This is a genomic window from Puia sp. (assembly GCF_035546395.1).
In the GTDB taxonomy this organism is placed as follows: Bacteria; Bacteroidota; Bacteroidia; order Chitinophagales; family Chitinophagaceae; genus Puia.
Genome location: NZ_DASZXR010000016.1, coordinates 435,048 through 452,766 on the forward strand (window position 1 = coordinate 435,048; position 17,719 = coordinate 452,766).

Consider the following 17,719-nt stretch of genomic DNA (forward strand, 5'->3'; position numbering starts at 1 on the left):
TGTTACTGCGCGGCTAGTCCTTCTTTTTTGTGGACAATGATCTCCGCGCGGCGGTTGAGCCAGGCCTGGTTGGGGTCGCTGTTATCGGCAACCGGGTTGTCACTGCCGTAAGCCTTTGCCTGCATGAGATTCGCGGGGACGCCGCGGCTGTTCATATAGTCCAGCACCATTTTGGCGCGCTTGCGGGAGAGGAAATTGTTGTACTGATCGGTCCCCACCGAATCGGTATATCCCTTGATCTCCACGCTGAAGTCGTCATTGCTGGAGCGGAGATGGTGGATGACCTTGTCGATGCTGCCGAAGGCCTTCGAGTTGAGACCGTACTCGTTGAACTCGAAGTAGACCACGAAACGGATCACCGGTTTACCATCGAGGGAATCGATCTTATAATCGTCATCGTTGAAGTCGTCGAGGCCCATGGAGCGGAACGCCTTCTTCTTGCGCCGGTTGCGGCCGGCTGCGTCGTCACCGTCGTCGTCCCCGTTGCCCCTTCTGCCGCCGCCGGCAGTGAAAGGATTGCCGTTGTCGTCCAGGAGGCCTTTTGCCTTCAGGACGGAGTCCATATTGATGGTGATATAGATGTTGTTGGTGACGTTGCCGGTACCTCCTTTGCTGACGGTGTCCTTCTTTTTGGCTTCGTCCTTCTTATTCTTCGAATCGTCGTCGGTGTCGAGCTGTTTTTGCTTCTTGCTCTTGATCGGGATATAGATGCCGACAGAGTACATCGTAGTGCTGGCGACGGACTTGGAGATACTCTGGCCATAGGTCACCTGCCCGAGGACCATGATCTTACGGGCATTGAATTTCGCGCCGATGCCCAAGGGCACTGACGGATAGGACTTGTCGTTGATGATATCGTTGAACCCGACGGTGAGGTAGGGTTGCAGGCGATAGGTCGGGCCGATGAGATGATAATAAAGGGCTGCGTTGAGCAGGTTGTACGTCTTCTTGGGTGTCTGGCTGATCAGCACGTCGTTGTTGGTCGCATGGCCGAAGCTCAGGCCGATGTCGGCGCTGATGGAAAGGCGTTGCGTCAGGTTCTTATAGGCCGAGGCGGCAAAGGAGGCGTTTCCCCGCTGGAAGAACGGCAGGGTGTTGGCGTCGCTGAGATAGCCCTTACGGTTCTTCTCGAGCAGGGCGAAATCCTGGAACTGGAATTTTGTGCCCGGGGCGATGAACCAGCGACGGTCCAGTTCACGCTTTTGTTCTTCGGCCCTGTCTTCGGCGGTGGTGTCGCCGGATGCCTTGGCCGCGGGCGCAGGCGGAGTTTGTGTCGCCTGTGCGGTCTGCGCAGCTGAAGAATCGGGTCTTGTGCTCGTATTATCCAGGGAGATCGTCTCTGTTTTTACCGGATCCGCCTTCGGTGGATCGTTCTTTGGCGCATCCGCCTTCGGCGGATTCGTAGTCGTATCTTTTTTTGCCGGCACATCGTCGGCCAAAGAGATAACGGTATCGGTTACTTTGACCGAACCCGAGCTATCGCCGCGATAACGGAACGAGGTATCCGGAGTGGTCGGAGGAACGGTATCCCGTGCAATGACCGAGTGATCCCCGGTTTTCCCGGCGGTGTCCGTTGCGAACCGGCCGGCGACGGGCCGCGTCCCCCGGGCGGGATCTGTCCAGGTTGCCCGGACTGTCGTCAGGGCCAGTAAAGAGCAACCGATCAAACCAATCATTACCTTCTTCATGGGATATTTTTTAAAAGTCCATCTTCAGCGCGAGCTCTACGCCGTTCCGGTCGATACCGGCTGCGCTGATGGTGGAGATGTTTACATCGTATAGAATTCCAAGTGTTAATTTCTGATAGCGTAATTCGAGGTTGGGCACGAGGGCGTCATTATACCGGTAGCCCAGGCCCAAACCGACGGCGGCGCCACCCGCGACTCCGGGAATGGCCTTGGTATAGATCAGGTTGTAGTAGTGACGATAAGCCGGGCCTTCCCAGTTCATGGATAGATAGAACCCTACTTCATCCTCTTCCTTTGTTGTGAACCTATAGCCGCCCTGTATGCCGATAACGGGTTTCAGGCGGGTGGAGTCGGATTTCACTTTATAGGCATAGGGTTGGTTCACCTGCATGACCGATCCGCCGACATACCATTTGTCGGTTCGGCCGTTGCTGAACACGGACACCCCGGCGTTGAGATTGAAGTGCCCGTAGGACCAGCCGTTGGCGAGCCGGTCGGCGCTGGGCGCCCCTTCGATGGGACCATACGAGTCGAACTGGTCGCCGAAGGCGCCGCTGATGCCGGCCACATTGAGCTGGCTCTGGTAATATTCCGCCTGGAAGCCCGCAGCCAGGTAGGTCTCATGACGGCCGATGGGGATGGCATAGGAGATGCCCATCATCCCAAGGGTGTTGTTCAGGATACCGTCGTTGGTCTTGTCGGAAGCCGCACCGGCGCTGAGACTGAAATAACCGGAGTTGGGCTTGTTCCTTCCATCTTTCGAGAGCAAAGGCATCGAGAACATCGCCGCAACGCTGTTGTAAGCTATCTGTCCGCCATACTGGACGCTGCGGTAGTTGAGGTTGATGGTATTTTGTTTTTCCGTTTTGAGGGATTGATTGTACCAGATGGTCATGTCCTGGACCCGCGAGAAATTGATCTCCTGTCCATGGGCGATGCCCGTGAGCGAGAGAAGGATCAATATGGTTATCGTATGCCTCATATCATCTGGGTTTGGGTTTAGTTAGTTTTCATATTGTCATCTTACCAGCGACACCATTCCCCTTTGAACTATCTTTTTGCCGTTGGTGTCGATGCCTTCGGCGATCCACAGATAGGTCTCTACCGGTTGGGGAACGCCCCTGAAGGTGCCGTCCCAACCCTGGCCTGCATCCTGCGTCGTGAAGATCAGGTTGCCCCAGCGGTTGTAGATGCTGAAATAGTGGAATTGGGCGATACCTACGAGTATCGGCCGGAGAATGTCGTTGGTGCCGTCGTTATTCGGCGTGAACACGCGCGGAACATAGATATTGATCGGGGCGAAGCGTACTCGCGCCGGGCTGCCGAAAATGATCTTTTTGTCATCGACGGTAGCGGTGATGAGGACGTCACCCGGGGTTTTACTGGTGATGAAAATATAAGCGTCGCCGTTGGCGTCCGTATATACTGGTTGCGGCGTGACGATCGTGCCCGAACCGGAGTCCACCGCAAAAGTAACAGGTTGATCAGGCATGGCATAACCATTGAGATCGACGATGTGCGCCTTGACCTCCGTCTGCTGCTGCCCGTCGGCCAGCGCTTCGGGGATGATGGTGAACAGGGCGGTCAGCGGATTGGTCACATCGGGCGCCGTCACAAAGTGGATGGTCTCATAGTTGTTGATCGGCCCGTTGTCAGCAACCCAAATGGAAACCGGCTGATTCGTAGCGGGATCCGTAAAGTACGCTTCGACAAACAGGGTGCCGGTATCGATGCTGGTGACCGCTATCCGCGCAAATCCACCCACCGTGAGCTGATCGACCGAGTCGCCGACGAACTTCGCGCCATTGGCGATCGTACCTTGCTCCGGCGTGGTGTGCCAGATAAACGTTACTTTAATGCCGGTCAGCGGATTTCCGCCGGCATCCGTAACATACGCGATCAGGCTATCCTGTTTAACGCCATCGGCGAGTTGGTAGTCATAGGGTTGCCGGATAAAAAGGTTGGTGATCCCGTTGTTGCTTCCGGTACCGGTGCCGCCACCGCTGCCACCGCCATTGCCGCCGCCGCCGCCACCATTGCCACCGCCATTACCGCCACCTCCGTTGCCTCCACCATTACCGCCGCCGCCGTTGCCTCCACCGACGGGCGGGCCTGCGACGAACTGGATGGTGGTGTAGTCGTTAGTGGTTGCATTCAGGTCGGTCAGGTAGGTTGGGGTTCCGTTGATATCTATTTGCGCCTGTACCTGGACCGAACCGATCACGGAACTCTTGAAATAGGCTTTGGCTACTCCGCCCTGCGTGACGCCGGTCGTGGTAATGGTAGCCGTTCCCGATTTTATCGTAAAGGTCACGATCGTACCATCGGGTACCGGGCCATTCACGTTGTTGACGATGGCATCCACCTCGTCGGTGCTGCTGTTGTCCGCCGCAGTGGAAGTGACGATGCCCACGATGTGGCTGGTCGCCAACGTCGGAGGAGGCGTCGTGAACTGGACTGTCGTATAGTCGTTTGCAGGCGCATTCTGATCGGTCAGGTAGGTCGGGACACCATTGATATCCACCTGCGCCTGCACCTGGACAGAACCTACCACGGAGCTTTTGAAATAGGCCTTTGCCACTCCGCCCTGGGTAATGCCGGTGGTTGTGAAGGTGGCCGTACCTGATTGGATCGTAAAGGTCACGGCCGTACCGTCCGGCACCGGGCCGAGTGCATTGTTGACGACAGCGTCCACTTCGTCCGTACTGCTGTTGTCTGCCGCGGTCGAAGTTACGATCCCGACAATATAGCTGGTTGCCGCATTTGGCGGAGGCAACGTGAACTGGACCGGAGTATAGTTGTTGGCGGGGGCGTTGAAATCATTGAGATAGGTCGGCGTGCCGTTGATGTCCACCTGCGCTTGCACCTGGACCGTGCCAACGACGGCGCTTTTGAAAAAGGCCTTTGCCACGCCCCCGGTTACAATGCCGGTGGTGGTTATGGTCGCCGCCCCGGATAGAATGGTAAAGGTGACGGGCGTACCGTCGGGCACGTTGCCGCCAATTTGGTTCTTGACGATGGCGTCGACTTCATCCTGGCTGGAATTATCGGCCGCCGTAGAAGTCGTGATCCCGATTATATAGCTCGTGCTGGTACTGGGAGGCAGGACCGTAAACTGGATCTGCGAAGGGGACGTATGCGTTTGTCCGTCATTGATCACGGAGCCATTGTAGGTAACCGTTACGAAGTAGGTACCCGGAGTAGTGCTTGTAAAAGACGCCGTGGCCTTGTTGACGATGGAGGAGGCGACTCCGGGCGTCGCCGTGTTGGTAGTGATGGTGACCGGCGTACCGTTTGGAAGGGAAAAAGTTACCAACTGGCCGCTCGTACATGCATTGCCGTCCGCATCGAACAAATAAGCCGATACGACATCCGTGGAGGTGCCATCGGCCGGGCTGGTAGACTGATTTACGATGACATAGCTCAGGGCGGGGTCCGGCGGGCCCGGTGCAGCCTTAAAGGTGAAAACCCTCGAAGCCAATGCCGGCGTCCCTAGCGGGGCCAGGTATTGATCCACCTCAAAGGTCACCGTCCCCGGTTGGTCGTTGGAAAAGGGTACAAGCGCAACGCCGTTGACCAGGTTTACCACTACCGATACCGAACCGCCGGATCCATCCTTGATCTTGATCGTGACGGGCCCGTTGAAAGGGGGTGGCGAAGGAACAATATTAATGGGCGTGGCTACTATCCGCGCGATATCGCTACCGGTAGAATAGACCTGGTTATCTTTAACGGACTCGACTGTCCAAACATAGTTGGCGGTGGTCTGCGCCGCTGCCCGTAGTCCGCCCACGAGAAGCCCCATGCTCAACAGCAGCATGGCGACGAACCGATTCCGGGTCTTACGGCCGGGGATCAGCGCCAACGCATCGTTATTTTTCAATGTCAGGGTCATAGAACACGGAGGTTTCACCCGACACAATCTTTTACGATCTCATGGAGACAAAGCAACCTACTTTGCAAAGTGGAAGAAACGATAATAAGACACCTACAGAAGTCGTTGCGGTGACAGCATGAGAGAAGACACTATAATGTCTGTCACATTCGGGCAACGTGCCGGAGCGGTAAAAAGGCTGTGTAAGGTTTGGGTTTCATAATAATTGGGTTTTACTTGTAGTCTTCGTAGGGGTATATCGGATTTATACTACTTTATAAAAGGAAAAATACACCTGTTTTATTGTATCCGTCAGGGGATAATTTTGACCGCGTTTGGCATTATCGAATAGTTTTTACCGTAATCCTCTGATAATTAACACATCTGTCTTTTGTCGTAGGATAAAATAGTTATTCACATTTTTCTCGTTTTCTGTGAAAGAGGGTCTCGCCACGCATTTCCGGGCCCTATCTTTACGGTTTTACCATGATCTTTACCGACGCTACAATTGACAGATTGACTGTACATTACATCGGAAATAAGCACAACGGCGGGGCCTTGCTGATCTCGAAGCAGGAGCAGGAACCCGATAGCCGTCTCCGGGCCCGGTTGACGGAGGCCCTCCTCTCGAAGTTTGCCCATTGCCATGAACGTTATACCTTTCACCACCCCTCCTCCCTCGATTATAACGAAGTCTACCAGTATGTCCGGGCCATCTTCGAAGACCAAACCGCGCTCTACGAACAGTCCGTGCGGATCGCGGGGCATCTTTTCGAGCAGTCGGCGCATCCCAGGATCAAGCCGGGCGAACTATATACCGCCGTTTTCAGCCGCATCGACGACGATGGGACCGACCTGGAGGCCGTGGGTATCTTCAAGGCGGAGACAAAGGTCTTGTTCGCCGATATGGTCCCCGCCGACGAGGACCTCGACCTGCAACTGAAGGAAGGAGTAGAACTGTCGAAGGTGGACAAAGGCTGCCTGATCGTCAACCGCGAGGAAGCACAGGGATACCAGCTGCTGATCTTCGATTCGAACGGCAAAGGCGAAGAGGCCCAATACTGGAAGGACAAGTTCCTCAGCGTGATGATCCGGCAGAATGAGTTTGTGCAGACCAACGATTTCCTGACACAGACGAAGAATTTCGTGACCCGTCAGATGCCGGATGAGTTCGAGGTGAGCAAGACGGAACAGATCGATATCCTGAATCGCAGCATGGACTATTTCAAGACGCACGGAAGCTTCCACCGGGAAGAGTTTGAGACAGAGGTGCTGCATCATGACGATCTGATCAAATCTTTTCGCAATTTTGTAGAGCCGGCTGAATCGTTCGATATCTCATCCCAGGCGGTGAAGCGGCAGTCGCGTGTGTTCAAGAGCGTTATAAAGCTGGATAAGAATTTCCATATCTACGTCCACGGGGACCGGGAGCTCATCGAAAAGGGATATGACGAGGCGATGGGAAAACATTTTTATAAAATCTATTTTGACGTCGAGGTATGAAAGATAAGGTTGCCATTGTTACGGGTGCCGGCTCGGGCATCGGCTACGCCATCGTTCGCGAGCTGCTGGCGCGGGGAACGAGCGTATTGTTGAACGATCGGGATGCGGCGCTGGCGGGAAAAGCGGCGGACGCATTGAATGCGGAGGCAGCGGGCCTCGCAGGCGGGTTGGATGCTTCGGGTCTGCCCTGCGTGGCATATCCGGGGGACGCCGGCGATGTCGCGTTTGTCCGCCGGATGGTAGAAGAGGCGGTAAGGGTCTTTGGGCGACTGGATATGGCCATCGCCAATGCAGGGTTAACTGTGTTTGGCGACTTTTTGTCGTATGAACCCGCTATGCTGGATCGGGTGATGCACTTGAACCTCGCGGGCAGCTTCTTTTTAGCGCAGGCCGCGGCACGGCAGATGAAGCAACAGGGGGAGGGAGGAAGCATACTATTCACTTCTTCGGTCACCGGGCACCAGGCCCATAAAGGGTTGGTGGCCTATGGGATGACCAAGGCGGCGCTGGAGATGCTGGCGAAAGGACTGGTCATCGAGCTATCCCCTTACCGCATCACGGTGAATGCGGTTGCCCCTGGAGCAACGATGACGGAGCGGACGGCAGAAGATGCGGGCTATGAGAACACCTGGTCGAAGCTGACGCCGATGGGAAGACCTGCTTCGCCGGAGGATGTGGCAAAGGCTGTAGTGTTCCTGGTGTCGCCGGAGGCGAAACACATCACCGGCCAGACCCTCATCGTAGACGGTGGATGGACGGCAATAAGCCCCGGGCCCGCCTGAGCCGGAGGAAAAAAGTCCGGACCGGCTAACGCCGGCCCGGGCAGAACATCTATACGCCGAGGCTCCAGCCCTGGCGGTACGTGCGTTTTACGAATTGATTGGCCTCATCGAAGTTGGTGATCTTCATATTGGGGCCGTCCCAAAGCAGCTTGATATGGCGACCGGGATAGTCCCACTCGCCACGACGGCCGGTACCGGTCCCGGGCTTGCGGAAGTCGTAGCTGCGAATGGCAAGATTGCCCATCAGGACGGTCTCGGCAAGGGGACCGGCCACCCTGAAGTTGCTGCTCAGCTCTTTTTCCTGCTCGCTGCCATAGCCGGCGATACAGGCATCGACCCAGGCCGTGTAGTGACCGGTGATGTCTGCCCCGGGGACGCGCTTAAGGGTTTGAGGGACGACCGTTTCCTTCGACTTTGCGGTGGGCAGCAGGTTGGGATCGCGGCCATAGGTGCCGCACATCATCTTTCCTTTCGTACCGATAAAAAGCGTTCCGTTATCGCCGTCGCCAAAGATCTCGCTGGGCGCAAGCTCATCCGGGCGTTCGGGCTGGATGCCGCCGTCCATCCAATGCAGCTTGACATCGGGCTTGCCGGGGGCCCCTTTGAATTTCAGGGTGATATGCGATGAGGGCGGACAGCTGTCGGGGAAATAACCTTGTTTGAACTCACCTACATACACGCTGCCGACGCTGCATTCGGCCTCCGTGGGATAACCCAGTTCGAGGACCTGGAAAGCGGGGGCGATGATATGACAGCCCATGTCGCCCAGGGCGCCGGTGCCGTAGTCCCACCAACCGCGCCAGTTGAAAGGGACGAGGTTGTCGACATAGTCTTTCTGGGGCGCGGTGCCGAGCCAGAGGTTCCAGTCCAGCTCGGGCGGGACCGTTCCCTTTGTCGTGGGCCATTGGATGCCCTGGGGCCATACGGGACGATTCGTAAAACAGTACACCTCCGAAACATCGCCGATGACGCCGGCGCGGTACCAGTCTACCAGCTGGCGGACCCCGTCGCCGGACGCTCCCTGGTTGCCCATCTGCGACACCACCTTATAGCGGGGCGCCGCCTCGGTCAGCATCCGGACCTCATAGATATCGTGCGCCATGGGCTTCTGAATGTAGACGTGCTTGCCTAACTGCATGGCGGCCATGCCGATGACGGCATGCATATGGTCGGGCGTGGAAACAGAGCACGCGTCGATATGCTTATGCTCCTTGTCGAGCAGCTCGCGGTAATCCTTGTAGTATTTTGCTTTAGGGAATTGAGCCCGCATTTTGGCGGCGCGGCGGTCGTCAACGTCGCAGAGATAGGCGATGTCGGCCCTGCCGCCGCCATAAAAGTTCATAATGTCGGATTCGCCCTTGCCGCCGGCGCCGATGCCGGCAATGCTGAGCTTGTCACTGGGTGCGGTGTAACCGGGTCCACCCAGAACGTGGCGAGGGACAATGTAGAAGCCGGCGGCGGCCATCAGGCCTTTTTTCAGGAAATCGCGGCGAGAATCGTTTTGTAAGGACTTGTTTTTCATCCTTAAATTTAGGGATTTCGAACCGGACTCCGCGATTTAGGCCCCCTAGTTTTCCTTGGCCGGGACCGTCAGGTATTTCTTTCCGGCCAATATCTGGCCAACGGCCCAGATCAACTCATCGGGAGCAGCGTCCCTGCCTAAAAATCCCGCAGCGCCGGACTCGAGAGCCTGGTAATGATGCTGCTCCTTGTAAACACTTAGAATTAAGACGGGAATATCGGGAAATTGCTGCCGGATCTGTTCGAGCGCTTCCCATCCGCGGGTCTCCTGTCCGGGCATATCGGAGATGACCATATCCCATGGACTGGCCCTGAGCTTGTCTGCCCATTCCTCGCCTTCTTCCAACTCCTCGATCTCTGCGTGGGGATACGCCTGCGTTAAGATCTGTCTAACCCCTTTTCTGATGATCGTGAAATCATCAGCGAGTAAAATCCTGATCATAGTTCTTTGTGGTTAAGTTAATGAATAGAGTAAGACAGGTCAGAAATTCAGAAAATAAGATGCGCTACTAACATGTTACGCAAGAGGAGCTTAACCAACGATCGAACTTAACGACAAGATAAATGGAATAAATTATAATCAGGACTCGGCAGCCTAAGTAAAAACACTTACCAAATACAATTCTTGACGATTATCAAAGTAGAACTACTTATTGACCCTCATGGTCCTGCAAAGCCGCTTCCAGCCTGGCTTTATCGGCATCCGTGAAGTGCCCCCGGAGGTGAAAGAACAGTCCGCCGTCGTCGTCGCCCACGAGCAGACAGACCAGGTCCTTCACGTCGCCGGGACCGTCCAGCGAATAAGCGGCCACCCTACCCTTTCCCTTCCGGATGGAGAACCATTCCTCGAAATGGTCGTCCCGGACGGCATGTTCGAGATCGCGGAACTCGCGGGCGGCGTTGGGAGTCTTTTTCCCGTCGATGAGGAGGCAGTGCAGGGTGGAGATCTTCTTTGAGGAGAAAGTTACATTCAGCAGGATGCCTGGGTCGATCCCGATCTGAGAGTTCTCATCATTGTATTGACGGCAGACCTTTTCCAGGTGGATCGGCTGCGCCTGGGCGCAGACAGCTGCCGTAAGCAGGAGGGCGAGTGTGAGGGTTTTCATGTTATTTTCGTTTTGCGTTCTTTAAATTTTCCATTCCTTTTATATCCATGTCGGCGGCGAGCCGGGAGAGCCGGTCCAGGTCGATATCGCCGACGAAGCTCATGAGGGTGAAACCGTCCTTGTCGACGGCGATCATCAACAGTTCGTTTATCGTGTTGCCGGTGGCGCGGATCATGAACCTGAAGTCGTCTTTGCCTCCGCGCACCATGATCAGATCTTCATATTGTTTCCTGTCGATCATCGCCAGGGCTTCTTTATAGAAGGCGTACGGTGTGGATTCGGTGCTGAGGATGCGGAAGCTTTGGAGATGGGTGACCGTTTGCTTCACGTCGGCGGATACGGTATCCCAGTTGACCTTGGCCATCAGCCGGAACATCCGGGGACTGACCGAGACGACAGTAAAGCGCTGGTCCTCGAGGTATTTACCGAAGAACCGGCCGATGGCGTCATCCTGCGCGTGGGCGGAAGCGGCGATCGACATCAGGAGGAGGAAGAATATCTTTTTCATCTGTTCGAGATTTGTTTGCGGCCTTCGTTGAGATGAACCGAGGCGATGAGCAATGCATGGCGGACCGCGGCTAGCGCTTGTTCGGGATTGTCATAGGTGTCGGCGACGGGAGCGGTCGCAGGGTTACCGGTCGCGGGGCTACCGGCCGCGGGGTTACCGGTCGCGGGGCCGGCAATGCGCCGGCCGGCGGTGGCGGGATTGGCAACGCCCCGGCCGCCGGTAGGCGCCGTGGATTCGAAAAGAAAGAGGCCCGCGACGACGACGAGGACCGTAGCAGCGGCGGCCGCCATTCCCCAGCGGAACTGCCGGACCGGTGTAATGGCCTGCAGGATGCGCGCCTCGAAATCGGGGCCCGGGCTAACCCGGGACTCCTCTTCGAAATAGGCGAAGAGATCGGCGTATGGCCGGAGATCGGGATCCACCCCCGGTCCCCTGAAATATCCCGCCAGGACCCGCTCCTCTTCCACGGTGGTCTCGGCCTGCCAATACTTTTCCAGCAGGGCTTTTATCATTACAGTATCCATTTTGCCTCCTGATCTTTATTTGCCGGGAATGCGCTGCCACATAGAAAATAGCGCATTCCCGGCAAATGGTTAATGTTTGTGGCCTTCGTCGGAGCTGCTTCGCCACGCTCCTCCTCGGTCGCGACCTTCGCTTAGCTCGGTCGCGGACGAGAGGCGCCCCGCCTCTCCGGGATCATTTTCCGGATCGCGTTGCGGCCCCGGAAGAGATTGATCTTCACCTGATCGAGCGTAATGTCGAGCACTTCGGCGATCTCGTTGTAGCTGAATCCTTCCATCTCACGCAGCCGGACGACCCATTGCTGTTGCTCGGGCAGGGCGTCCATGCATTGACGTATCCGTTGTATCATTTCTTTACTCGTCATTTTTTCATGCGGATCGTTATCGGGGCTGGCCAGGGGATAGGCCGAAGATTCGGGTACGGTCCGGACCCGGCGGCGGCGGAGCCGGTCGAGGCAGCCATTTCGGGTAGCCGTCATACAATAGGCTTCGATGCTCTTCCACTGCGGCCATTCGGCCCGTTTTGCCCAGACGCCCACGAAGACATCCTGCACGGTGTCCTCGGCCTCCGGGATATCCCGGAGCAGGCGGAAAGCAAAGCGGAACAGCTTGTCTTTCATTGGCAAGATGCGGCCTTTGAAAACTTCTAACGACATTACTGTTGAGATGACGGAAGAAAAAGACTAATGTTACAGTAAATTCCCTGTATGCTTGCTAAAAAATGGCTCCATACCCTTTTGCTGACCTCGTTCGGGCTGGCCGCCGCGCCAGGCGCCCTCACCGCCCAGGATTCCGTTTCGCCGGGCGTGTCCGGGATCGTAGCCGCGGAGAAGCTTTTTGACCTCCGGTTTTCCCCCGCCAAACGGGATTCCATCGTCAGCGGGCTGATCGATCACCTGAAGTTGTATCGATACCTGCATTCGCAGAACCTTAATAATGCCGTGCCGTTGTCGCTTTCCTTCGACCCGCTGTTGCCGGGAACGCCCTATGAGCGCCGGCAGAATCCCCTGCACTGGGAAATTCCCGGCGAGGTCGCCCTGCCGGCCAACCGGAACGACCTGGCCTTCTATTCCATCCCGGAACTGGCCAGCTTGCTGCGGCGGCGAAAGATCACCAGTGTAGAACTGACGAAATTCTTTATCGACCGGCTGAAGAAATACGGTCCGGTGCTGCATTGCGTGATCGAGCTGACGGAAGACAGCGCGCTCGCCCAGGCCCGCTGGGCGGACGCATTGTTTGCCAGGGGGATCGTGCATAGTCCCCTGCAGGGCATACCCTATGGCATCAAAGACCTTTTTGCCGTTCGCGGCACCCATACGACCTGGGGCACCCCGCCCTATAAGGACCAGGTGGTCCCTGCCACGGCGTATGTAGCCGAACGGCTCGACGATGCGGGCGCCGTGCTGGTCGCGAAGCTGTCGCTGGGAGAGCTGGCGATGGACGACGTCTGGTTTGGCGGGCTGACGCGCAATCCCTGGAACCTGGCAACGGGATCGGGAGGCAGCAGCGCAGGTTCGGCCGCAGCGACCGCCGCCGGCCTCGTACCATTTGCGATCGGCACGGAGACCTACGGGTCCATCGTCGATCCTTCGATGCGGTGTGGCGCCACCGGTCTGCGGCCGACCTTTGGCAGCATCGCCCGGACAGGCTGTATGGCCCTGTGCTGGAGCTCCGACAAGGTCGGTCCTATCTGCCGGAGCGCGGAAGATGCGGCCTATGTCTTTGCGTATATCCATGGAGGCGATAGCGTCGACGCGTCTTCCCGGCTCATGCCGTTCAACTATACCGGAAAGGTGGATGTGGCCCGGTTGAAAGTGGCGTATACACGGAATTATATCGACACCCTGCCGGAGAGCAGTCCCGAGAAACAGACGCTGCTGATCTTACGCAGGCTGGGCGTCAAACCCGTCGCCGTGGATTTCCCCGACGATCTGCATGGGAACGATATTTTGTCGCTCATCATCGGCGTGGAATCGGCGGCCGCCTTTGACCAGCTGACCCGCAGCAACCGCGATGACGAGATGGTGCAGCAGAACAAGGACCGCTGGCCGAATACCTTCCGGACGGCGCGGTTCGTGCCGGCCGTAGAGTATGTCAACGCATGCCGGATGAGGTCGGCGATCATGCGTCGCGTGGATCCCTTCATCAGTCGATACGATATCATCATTGCGCCGCCGGAGACGGGCGATCAGCTGGCGATCACCAATCTGACGGGGCATCCGTCGGTGACGTTGCCTGTCGGCTACCATCCGGATGGAACGCCCGGCAGTATCTCGTTTATCGGGCAATTGTACGGGGAGGCGAAGTTGCTGGCGTTCGCGAAGCTGTTTCAGGATGCGACACCTTATAACAAGCAGCGGCCAAAGGGGTTTGAGTGATTGTATCGAAACCGGACAGCAACTGTATTGAAACCGAATCACGCCGCAGCACAGCCCCCGCAGCAAAGATCTGGACAACAAAGAATTGCGTAAATTGGCACGAATTAGGGACTCACATGAGCATGCTACACAGTTACCTGCGGTTCGCGATGCGGAACCTTGCCAAGAATAAGATCTATTCCCTCATCAATATTGCCGGGCTGGCCGTTGGGCTGGCGGTGTTCGGAATGATGGCGTTGTATATCGCCGACGAGTTAAGCTATGACCGGGATCTCACAACGGCGGACAGGGTTTACCGGGTGGTGCATTCGGGACAATGGGCAGGGGGGCATTTCAATATGGCGCAGACGCCGCCGGCTTTCGGGCCCGCATTGGTGAAGGAGGACCCGGGCATCGAGGCGGCGACGCGCATCAATGCCGAAGGCGGCGGAACCATCATCAATGGGGACAAGAAACTGGATGTGGCCGACATATTCTTCGCGGACAGCTCGGCGCTGACGGTGTTTCCTTTTCCCTTCCTGGCAGGCGACGCGGAGAGCGCCCTGACGGCGCCGAATTCCATCGTGCTGACGAAGACGCTTGCGGAACGGCTGTTTGGAAATGCCGACGAAGCGCTGCACAAGACGCTGACGATCCGGGGCGATGGGCCGAAGGAGGTTACGGGGGTCATCGAGGACCGGCCGGAGAACAGTCACCTCCGGTTCAGCGCGCTGCTGTCGATGAAAGAGACGGCCAATGAATGGAAGAATTCCTACGATTATACGTATGTGTTACTAAAGAAGGGGGTGAACATTCGTTCGGTGGAGGCGCGGATACCCGGGTTTTGCGACCGCCATATCAAGCCCCAGCTGGGTAAGGGCGCGAGCTACCGGATGCAACTTCAGTCCCTGCCATCGATCCATCTCCACTCTCACCTGGACTACGAACTGGGCCGCAACGGCGATATCCGCTACATCTATCTTTTTGCGGCAGTGGCCCTGCTGGTGCTGGGCATCGCCGTCATCAACTATATCAACCTGGCCACGGCCCGGGCCTCGATCCGCATGAAAGAGATCGGGGTCCGAAAGGTCATCGGGGGAAGCCGCGGTCAGCTGGTGACCCTCTTCCTGACCGAGTCCATCTTCTTTGCATTATTATCCGCAGCGATAGCGGCCATACTGGCGTACCTCGCGCTGCCCGCCTTCGACCAACTGTCGGGGAAGGCGCTGGTCCTGTTTCAGTTTGGGATGTGGCGAACGATGGGCATCCTGGCGGCCGCCGCTATGCTGATCGGGCTGCTGGGAGGCCTCTACCCCGCCCTCTTCCTCTCGGGCTTCCATACCATCCCGGCCCTGAAGGGAGAGGTGGGCGATGTGTCGACGACGGTGTTGTTCCGAAAGTCGCTGGTCACCTTTCAATTCGTGATAACGATCTTCCTGATCGCGGGTTCGGCGATGATCTATCTGCAGCTGCGGTTCATGCAGGGCAGGGACCTGGGGTTCAACAAGAACCAGGTGCTGACCTTTCATCTTCCCAATCCCGAAGTGCGCAAACATATCGACGATCTGAAAACCCAATTGCTGCGGGACCCATCCATAGAGGCGGTGGCGGCCGCGGGCAATCCGATCGGCAATAACGATATCGGCGACCGGGCGATGTGGTGGGAGGAGAATGGCGCGCTGCAATCCGAGGCGATGAAAGTGAAGATGTATTATGTAGACGCCGACTATCTGCCAACGCTGCAGATAGGCCTGGCCGCCGGCCGGAATTTCTCCGCCGCAACCCCTACGGACGTGCTGGGATCGGTGCTGGTCAACGAAACGCTGGTGAAGAAGATGGGCTGGAAAGATGCGATCGGGAAAAGGGCAAAGCTGGGAACCGATGACAGCGGAAGAGTGCTGATGGCCTCCGTGATCGGGGTGGTAAAGGATTTCAATATCTACTCGCTGCAACATACCATCGAGCCGCTGGTGCTGCGCATGCCGCCGGTATGGAAGGAGGAGGACAATCTTTGTGTGCGGCTGCAAAAGGGGCATATTCCGCAGGGGCTGAAGCATATCGCGGAAGTGTATGGCCGGATGGACCCGGCGACAACCCTGGATTTTCATTTCCTCGATGACAATTTCTCCCGGCAATATGCGGCCGAACGAAAGCAGGGGAGCATCCTGCTGGTGTTCACGGTCCTGGCCATCTTCATCGCCTGCCTGGGGCTCCTGGGCCTGGTCACCTTTAGCGTAGGTCAGCGAACCAAGGAGATCGGTATCCGCAAGGTGCTGGGCGCCAGCGTAGGCGGCATCGTGTTGCTGGTGTCGAAAGACCTGATCAAACCGGTGGCGCTGGCCATCGTCATCAGCACGCCCCTTGCCTGGTGGGCCATGCATAAATGGCTGGAAGGGTTTGCCTACCGCGTCAATATCGGCATTTGGATCTTTATAGCGGCGGGCCTGCTCGCGGCAGCCATCGCGATGCTGACCGTCGGACTGCGGGCGATGCGGGCGGCAAAGATGAATCCCACCGGCGCTTTACGCAACGATTGACTATCGCGGCATCGCGATCGTCGAATGCCGGCTCCCATCGAATTTCTGCAAAGCCAGCTTATAACGACCCGACGCATCGCGGGAGATGTTTTCCCAATTTTTCGGCGCATCCGGCGGAGGCGCCTGACCGGCCAGGATCATCTCCAGCACGTCCATATGGTAATGCCAGCCCGTGGCCGCGCCCATAAGCTGCGATTCGATCACGGCGCTGTGCGTGAAGACCAGCCGGCAGCGGCCGGCCCCTTCCCCGAGCAGCTCGTAACGCACAACGCTCCCGTTATGCCATTCATACTCGAGCAGATGGTTCTCTTCCCATTGGAGGATCTTGCCTCCCATCGTGCCGCCGGTCAACCGGAGGGAGATGGTTCCGTCCGTGATCGTGGCGGGAGCCAGCCATTGGGCCATCCGGTCCGGATCGGTAAGCGCTTCCCATACCGCGGGAACGGGGTGATCGAGGATGCGTTCGAAGCGAACGCCGCAGGTGTCGCCCTTGCGGAAGAAGGTTCCGTCCCGATGGGAGAGCGTGAAGTTATTTTCGGCCATAACAGTCGATTTAATACCGCGAAGTTATGAAACCTTTTGGTTTCACAAAGTCCTGCGCCAAAAAAAAGCAGAACGGGCGGGAATTTCCCGCCCGTCCGTTCACTGGGTAAGGCGCGTAATTACATTTTCGAGACCATTTTTTCGCATTTCTGCGCCTCATCCAGGTGGTGACGCAACGTATGCAGTGTATTATCGGCAAAGGCGCGGATGTCGGCGTCAGAGCCGTTCTTCGATTCGTCTTCAAAGGATTTTATCACCTTCTTGTGGTCACTGACCATCATTTTCATATAGGCCTTGTCGAAGTCCTTCCCGGTCTTCTTCTGGAGATCGGCTATATCATTCTGCGTTTCCGGCGAAATGTCGGATGGCAGGGTCAGGTTCTTTTTTGCAGCGACCATTTTCAGACTGTCCGCGGCAGCCGTATGGTCCTTTATCATCATGGCGGCATATTTTTTTACATCTGCGTCGGTTCCCTGCTGCTGGGCAATGGTGGCTGCCCGGATCTCGGCCATGCCCGCATTGGCGGCATTAACGACGAAATCCTGGTCGCCTTTTGACACGGTGGCGGGAACGGCGGCCATCTTACCATGTCCGCTGGTATCCGCACCGGTGCTGTCCATCTTCGTCATGTTGGAATCTTTTGCTGCCTGTGTGCTGTCGGGAGCGGAGTTACCTCCACAACTGGCGGCGGAAAAGGCCGTAAGGCATCCAATGACGAGGTACGAGGAGAGTTTTTTCATATTCGGCTATTTTTCAGTTTGATTTTCACCGATAGGCAT

Annotated in this window: 15 protein-coding genes; 4 read left to right on the forward strand and 11 right to left on the reverse strand. The window is 56.9% G+C overall.

Features of this window, described 5'->3' with window-relative positions:
- Positions 1-2 precede the first annotated feature (2 nt).
- From VHE34_RS23045 to VHE34_RS23055, 3 genes are read right to left on the reverse strand one after another with little or no spacing between them, the layout of a single operon-like run.
- Complete coding sequence (locus VHE34_RS23045) at positions 3-1,688, reverse strand: OmpA family protein (protein WP_325592312.1); 1,686 nt, start codon at positions 1,686-1,688, stop codon at positions 3-5.
- A 10-nt stretch (positions 1,689-1,698) separates the two neighbouring features.
- Positions 1,699-2,670, reverse strand: a complete 972-nt coding sequence (locus tag VHE34_RS23050; protein ID WP_325592314.1) for a type IX secretion system membrane protein PorP/SprF — start codon at positions 2,668-2,670, stop codon at positions 1,699-1,701.
- Positions 2,671-2,706: 36 nt separating this feature from the next.
- Positions 2,707-5,583, reverse strand: a complete 2,877-nt coding sequence (locus tag VHE34_RS23055) for an Ig-like domain-containing protein (protein ID WP_325592315.1) — start codon at positions 5,581-5,583, stop codon at positions 2,707-2,709.
- A 495-nt stretch (positions 5,584-6,078) separates the two neighbouring features.
- On the opposite strand from VHE34_RS23055, the gene VHE34_RS23060 reads away from it, so the two are divergent.
- Both VHE34_RS23060 and VHE34_RS23065 read left to right on the forward strand, forming a co-directional pair.
- Positions 6,079-7,065 carry a nucleoid-associated protein gene (locus tag VHE34_RS23060; protein WP_325592317.1) on the forward strand — a complete coding sequence of 329 codons (987 nt, stop codon included), beginning with the start codon at positions 6,079-6,081 and terminating at the stop codon, positions 7,063-7,065.
- Positions 7,062-7,847, forward strand: coding sequence for an SDR family oxidoreductase (locus tag VHE34_RS23065; protein WP_325592318.1), 786 nt, complete (start codon positions 7,062-7,064; stop codon positions 7,845-7,847). The genes VHE34_RS23060 and VHE34_RS23065 overlap by 4 nt, the downstream gene beginning before the upstream one ends.
- A gap of 49 nt (positions 7,848-7,896) precedes the next feature.
- Here the strand turns inward: VHE34_RS23065 and VHE34_RS23070 are convergent, their stop codons facing one another.
- The 6 genes from VHE34_RS23070 to VHE34_RS23095 form a co-directional block, all read right to left on the reverse strand.
- Positions 7,897-9,369: a Gfo/Idh/MocA family oxidoreductase gene (locus tag VHE34_RS23070; RefSeq protein ID WP_325592320.1), complete on the reverse strand. Its 1,473-nt coding sequence runs from the start codon at positions 9,367-9,369 to the stop codon at positions 7,897-7,899.
- Positions 9,370-9,414: 45 nt separating this feature from the next.
- Positions 9,415-9,810: a response regulator transcription factor gene (locus VHE34_RS23075; RefSeq protein ID WP_325592321.1), complete on the reverse strand. Its 396-nt coding sequence runs from the start codon at positions 9,808-9,810 to the stop codon at positions 9,415-9,417.
- Positions 9,811-10,018: 208 nt separating this feature from the next.
- Positions 10,019-10,474: a DUF4252 domain-containing protein gene (locus tag VHE34_RS23080; protein ID WP_325592322.1), complete on the reverse strand. Its 456-nt coding sequence runs from the start codon at positions 10,472-10,474 to the stop codon at positions 10,019-10,021.
- Between the two features lies 1 nt (position 10,475).
- Positions 10,476-10,982 carry a DUF4252 domain-containing protein gene (locus VHE34_RS23085; protein ID WP_325592324.1) on the reverse strand — a complete coding sequence of 169 codons (507 nt, stop codon included), beginning with the start codon at positions 10,980-10,982 and terminating at the stop codon, positions 10,476-10,478.
- A complete protein-coding gene (locus VHE34_RS23090; RefSeq protein ID WP_325592327.1) occupies positions 10,979-11,506 on the reverse strand; it encodes a hypothetical protein in 528 nt (175 codons plus the stop codon). Before VHE34_RS23090 ends, VHE34_RS23085 begins: the two co-directional genes overlap by 4 nt.
- A 131-nt stretch (positions 11,507-11,637) precedes the next feature.
- Positions 11,638-12,159 (reverse strand): sigma-70 family RNA polymerase sigma factor, encoded by a 522-nt coding sequence (locus VHE34_RS23095; protein ID WP_325592329.1) that lies wholly within the window; start codon positions 12,157-12,159, stop codon positions 11,638-11,640.
- A 51-nt stretch (positions 12,160-12,210) separates the two neighbouring features.
- Here VHE34_RS23095 and VHE34_RS23100 point away from each other — a divergent pair, with 51 nt between their 5' ends.
- Positions 12,211-13,881, forward strand: a complete 1,671-nt coding sequence (locus tag VHE34_RS23100; RefSeq protein WP_325592330.1) for an amidase — start codon at positions 12,211-12,213, stop codon at positions 13,879-13,881.
- A gap of 116 nt (positions 13,882-13,997) precedes the next feature.
- On the forward strand, positions 13,998-16,397 hold the full coding sequence (locus tag VHE34_RS23105) for an ABC transporter permease (RefSeq protein ID WP_325592332.1): 2,400 nt from the start codon (positions 13,998-14,000) through the stop codon (positions 16,395-16,397).
- On the opposite strand, the gene VHE34_RS23110 is transcribed toward VHE34_RS23105, so the two are convergent.
- Both VHE34_RS23110 and VHE34_RS23115 read right to left on the reverse strand, forming a co-directional pair.
- Entirely contained in the window at positions 16,398-16,940 is a 543-nt protein-coding gene (locus tag VHE34_RS23110) for an SRPBCC family protein (RefSeq protein ID WP_325592333.1), read from the reverse strand.
- A 119-nt stretch (positions 16,941-17,059) separates the two neighbouring features.
- Complete coding sequence (locus tag VHE34_RS23115; RefSeq protein ID WP_325592335.1) at positions 17,060-17,680, reverse strand: DUF4142 domain-containing protein; 621 nt, start codon at positions 17,678-17,680, stop codon at positions 17,060-17,062.
- Positions 17,681-17,719: the final 39 nt, after the last annotated feature.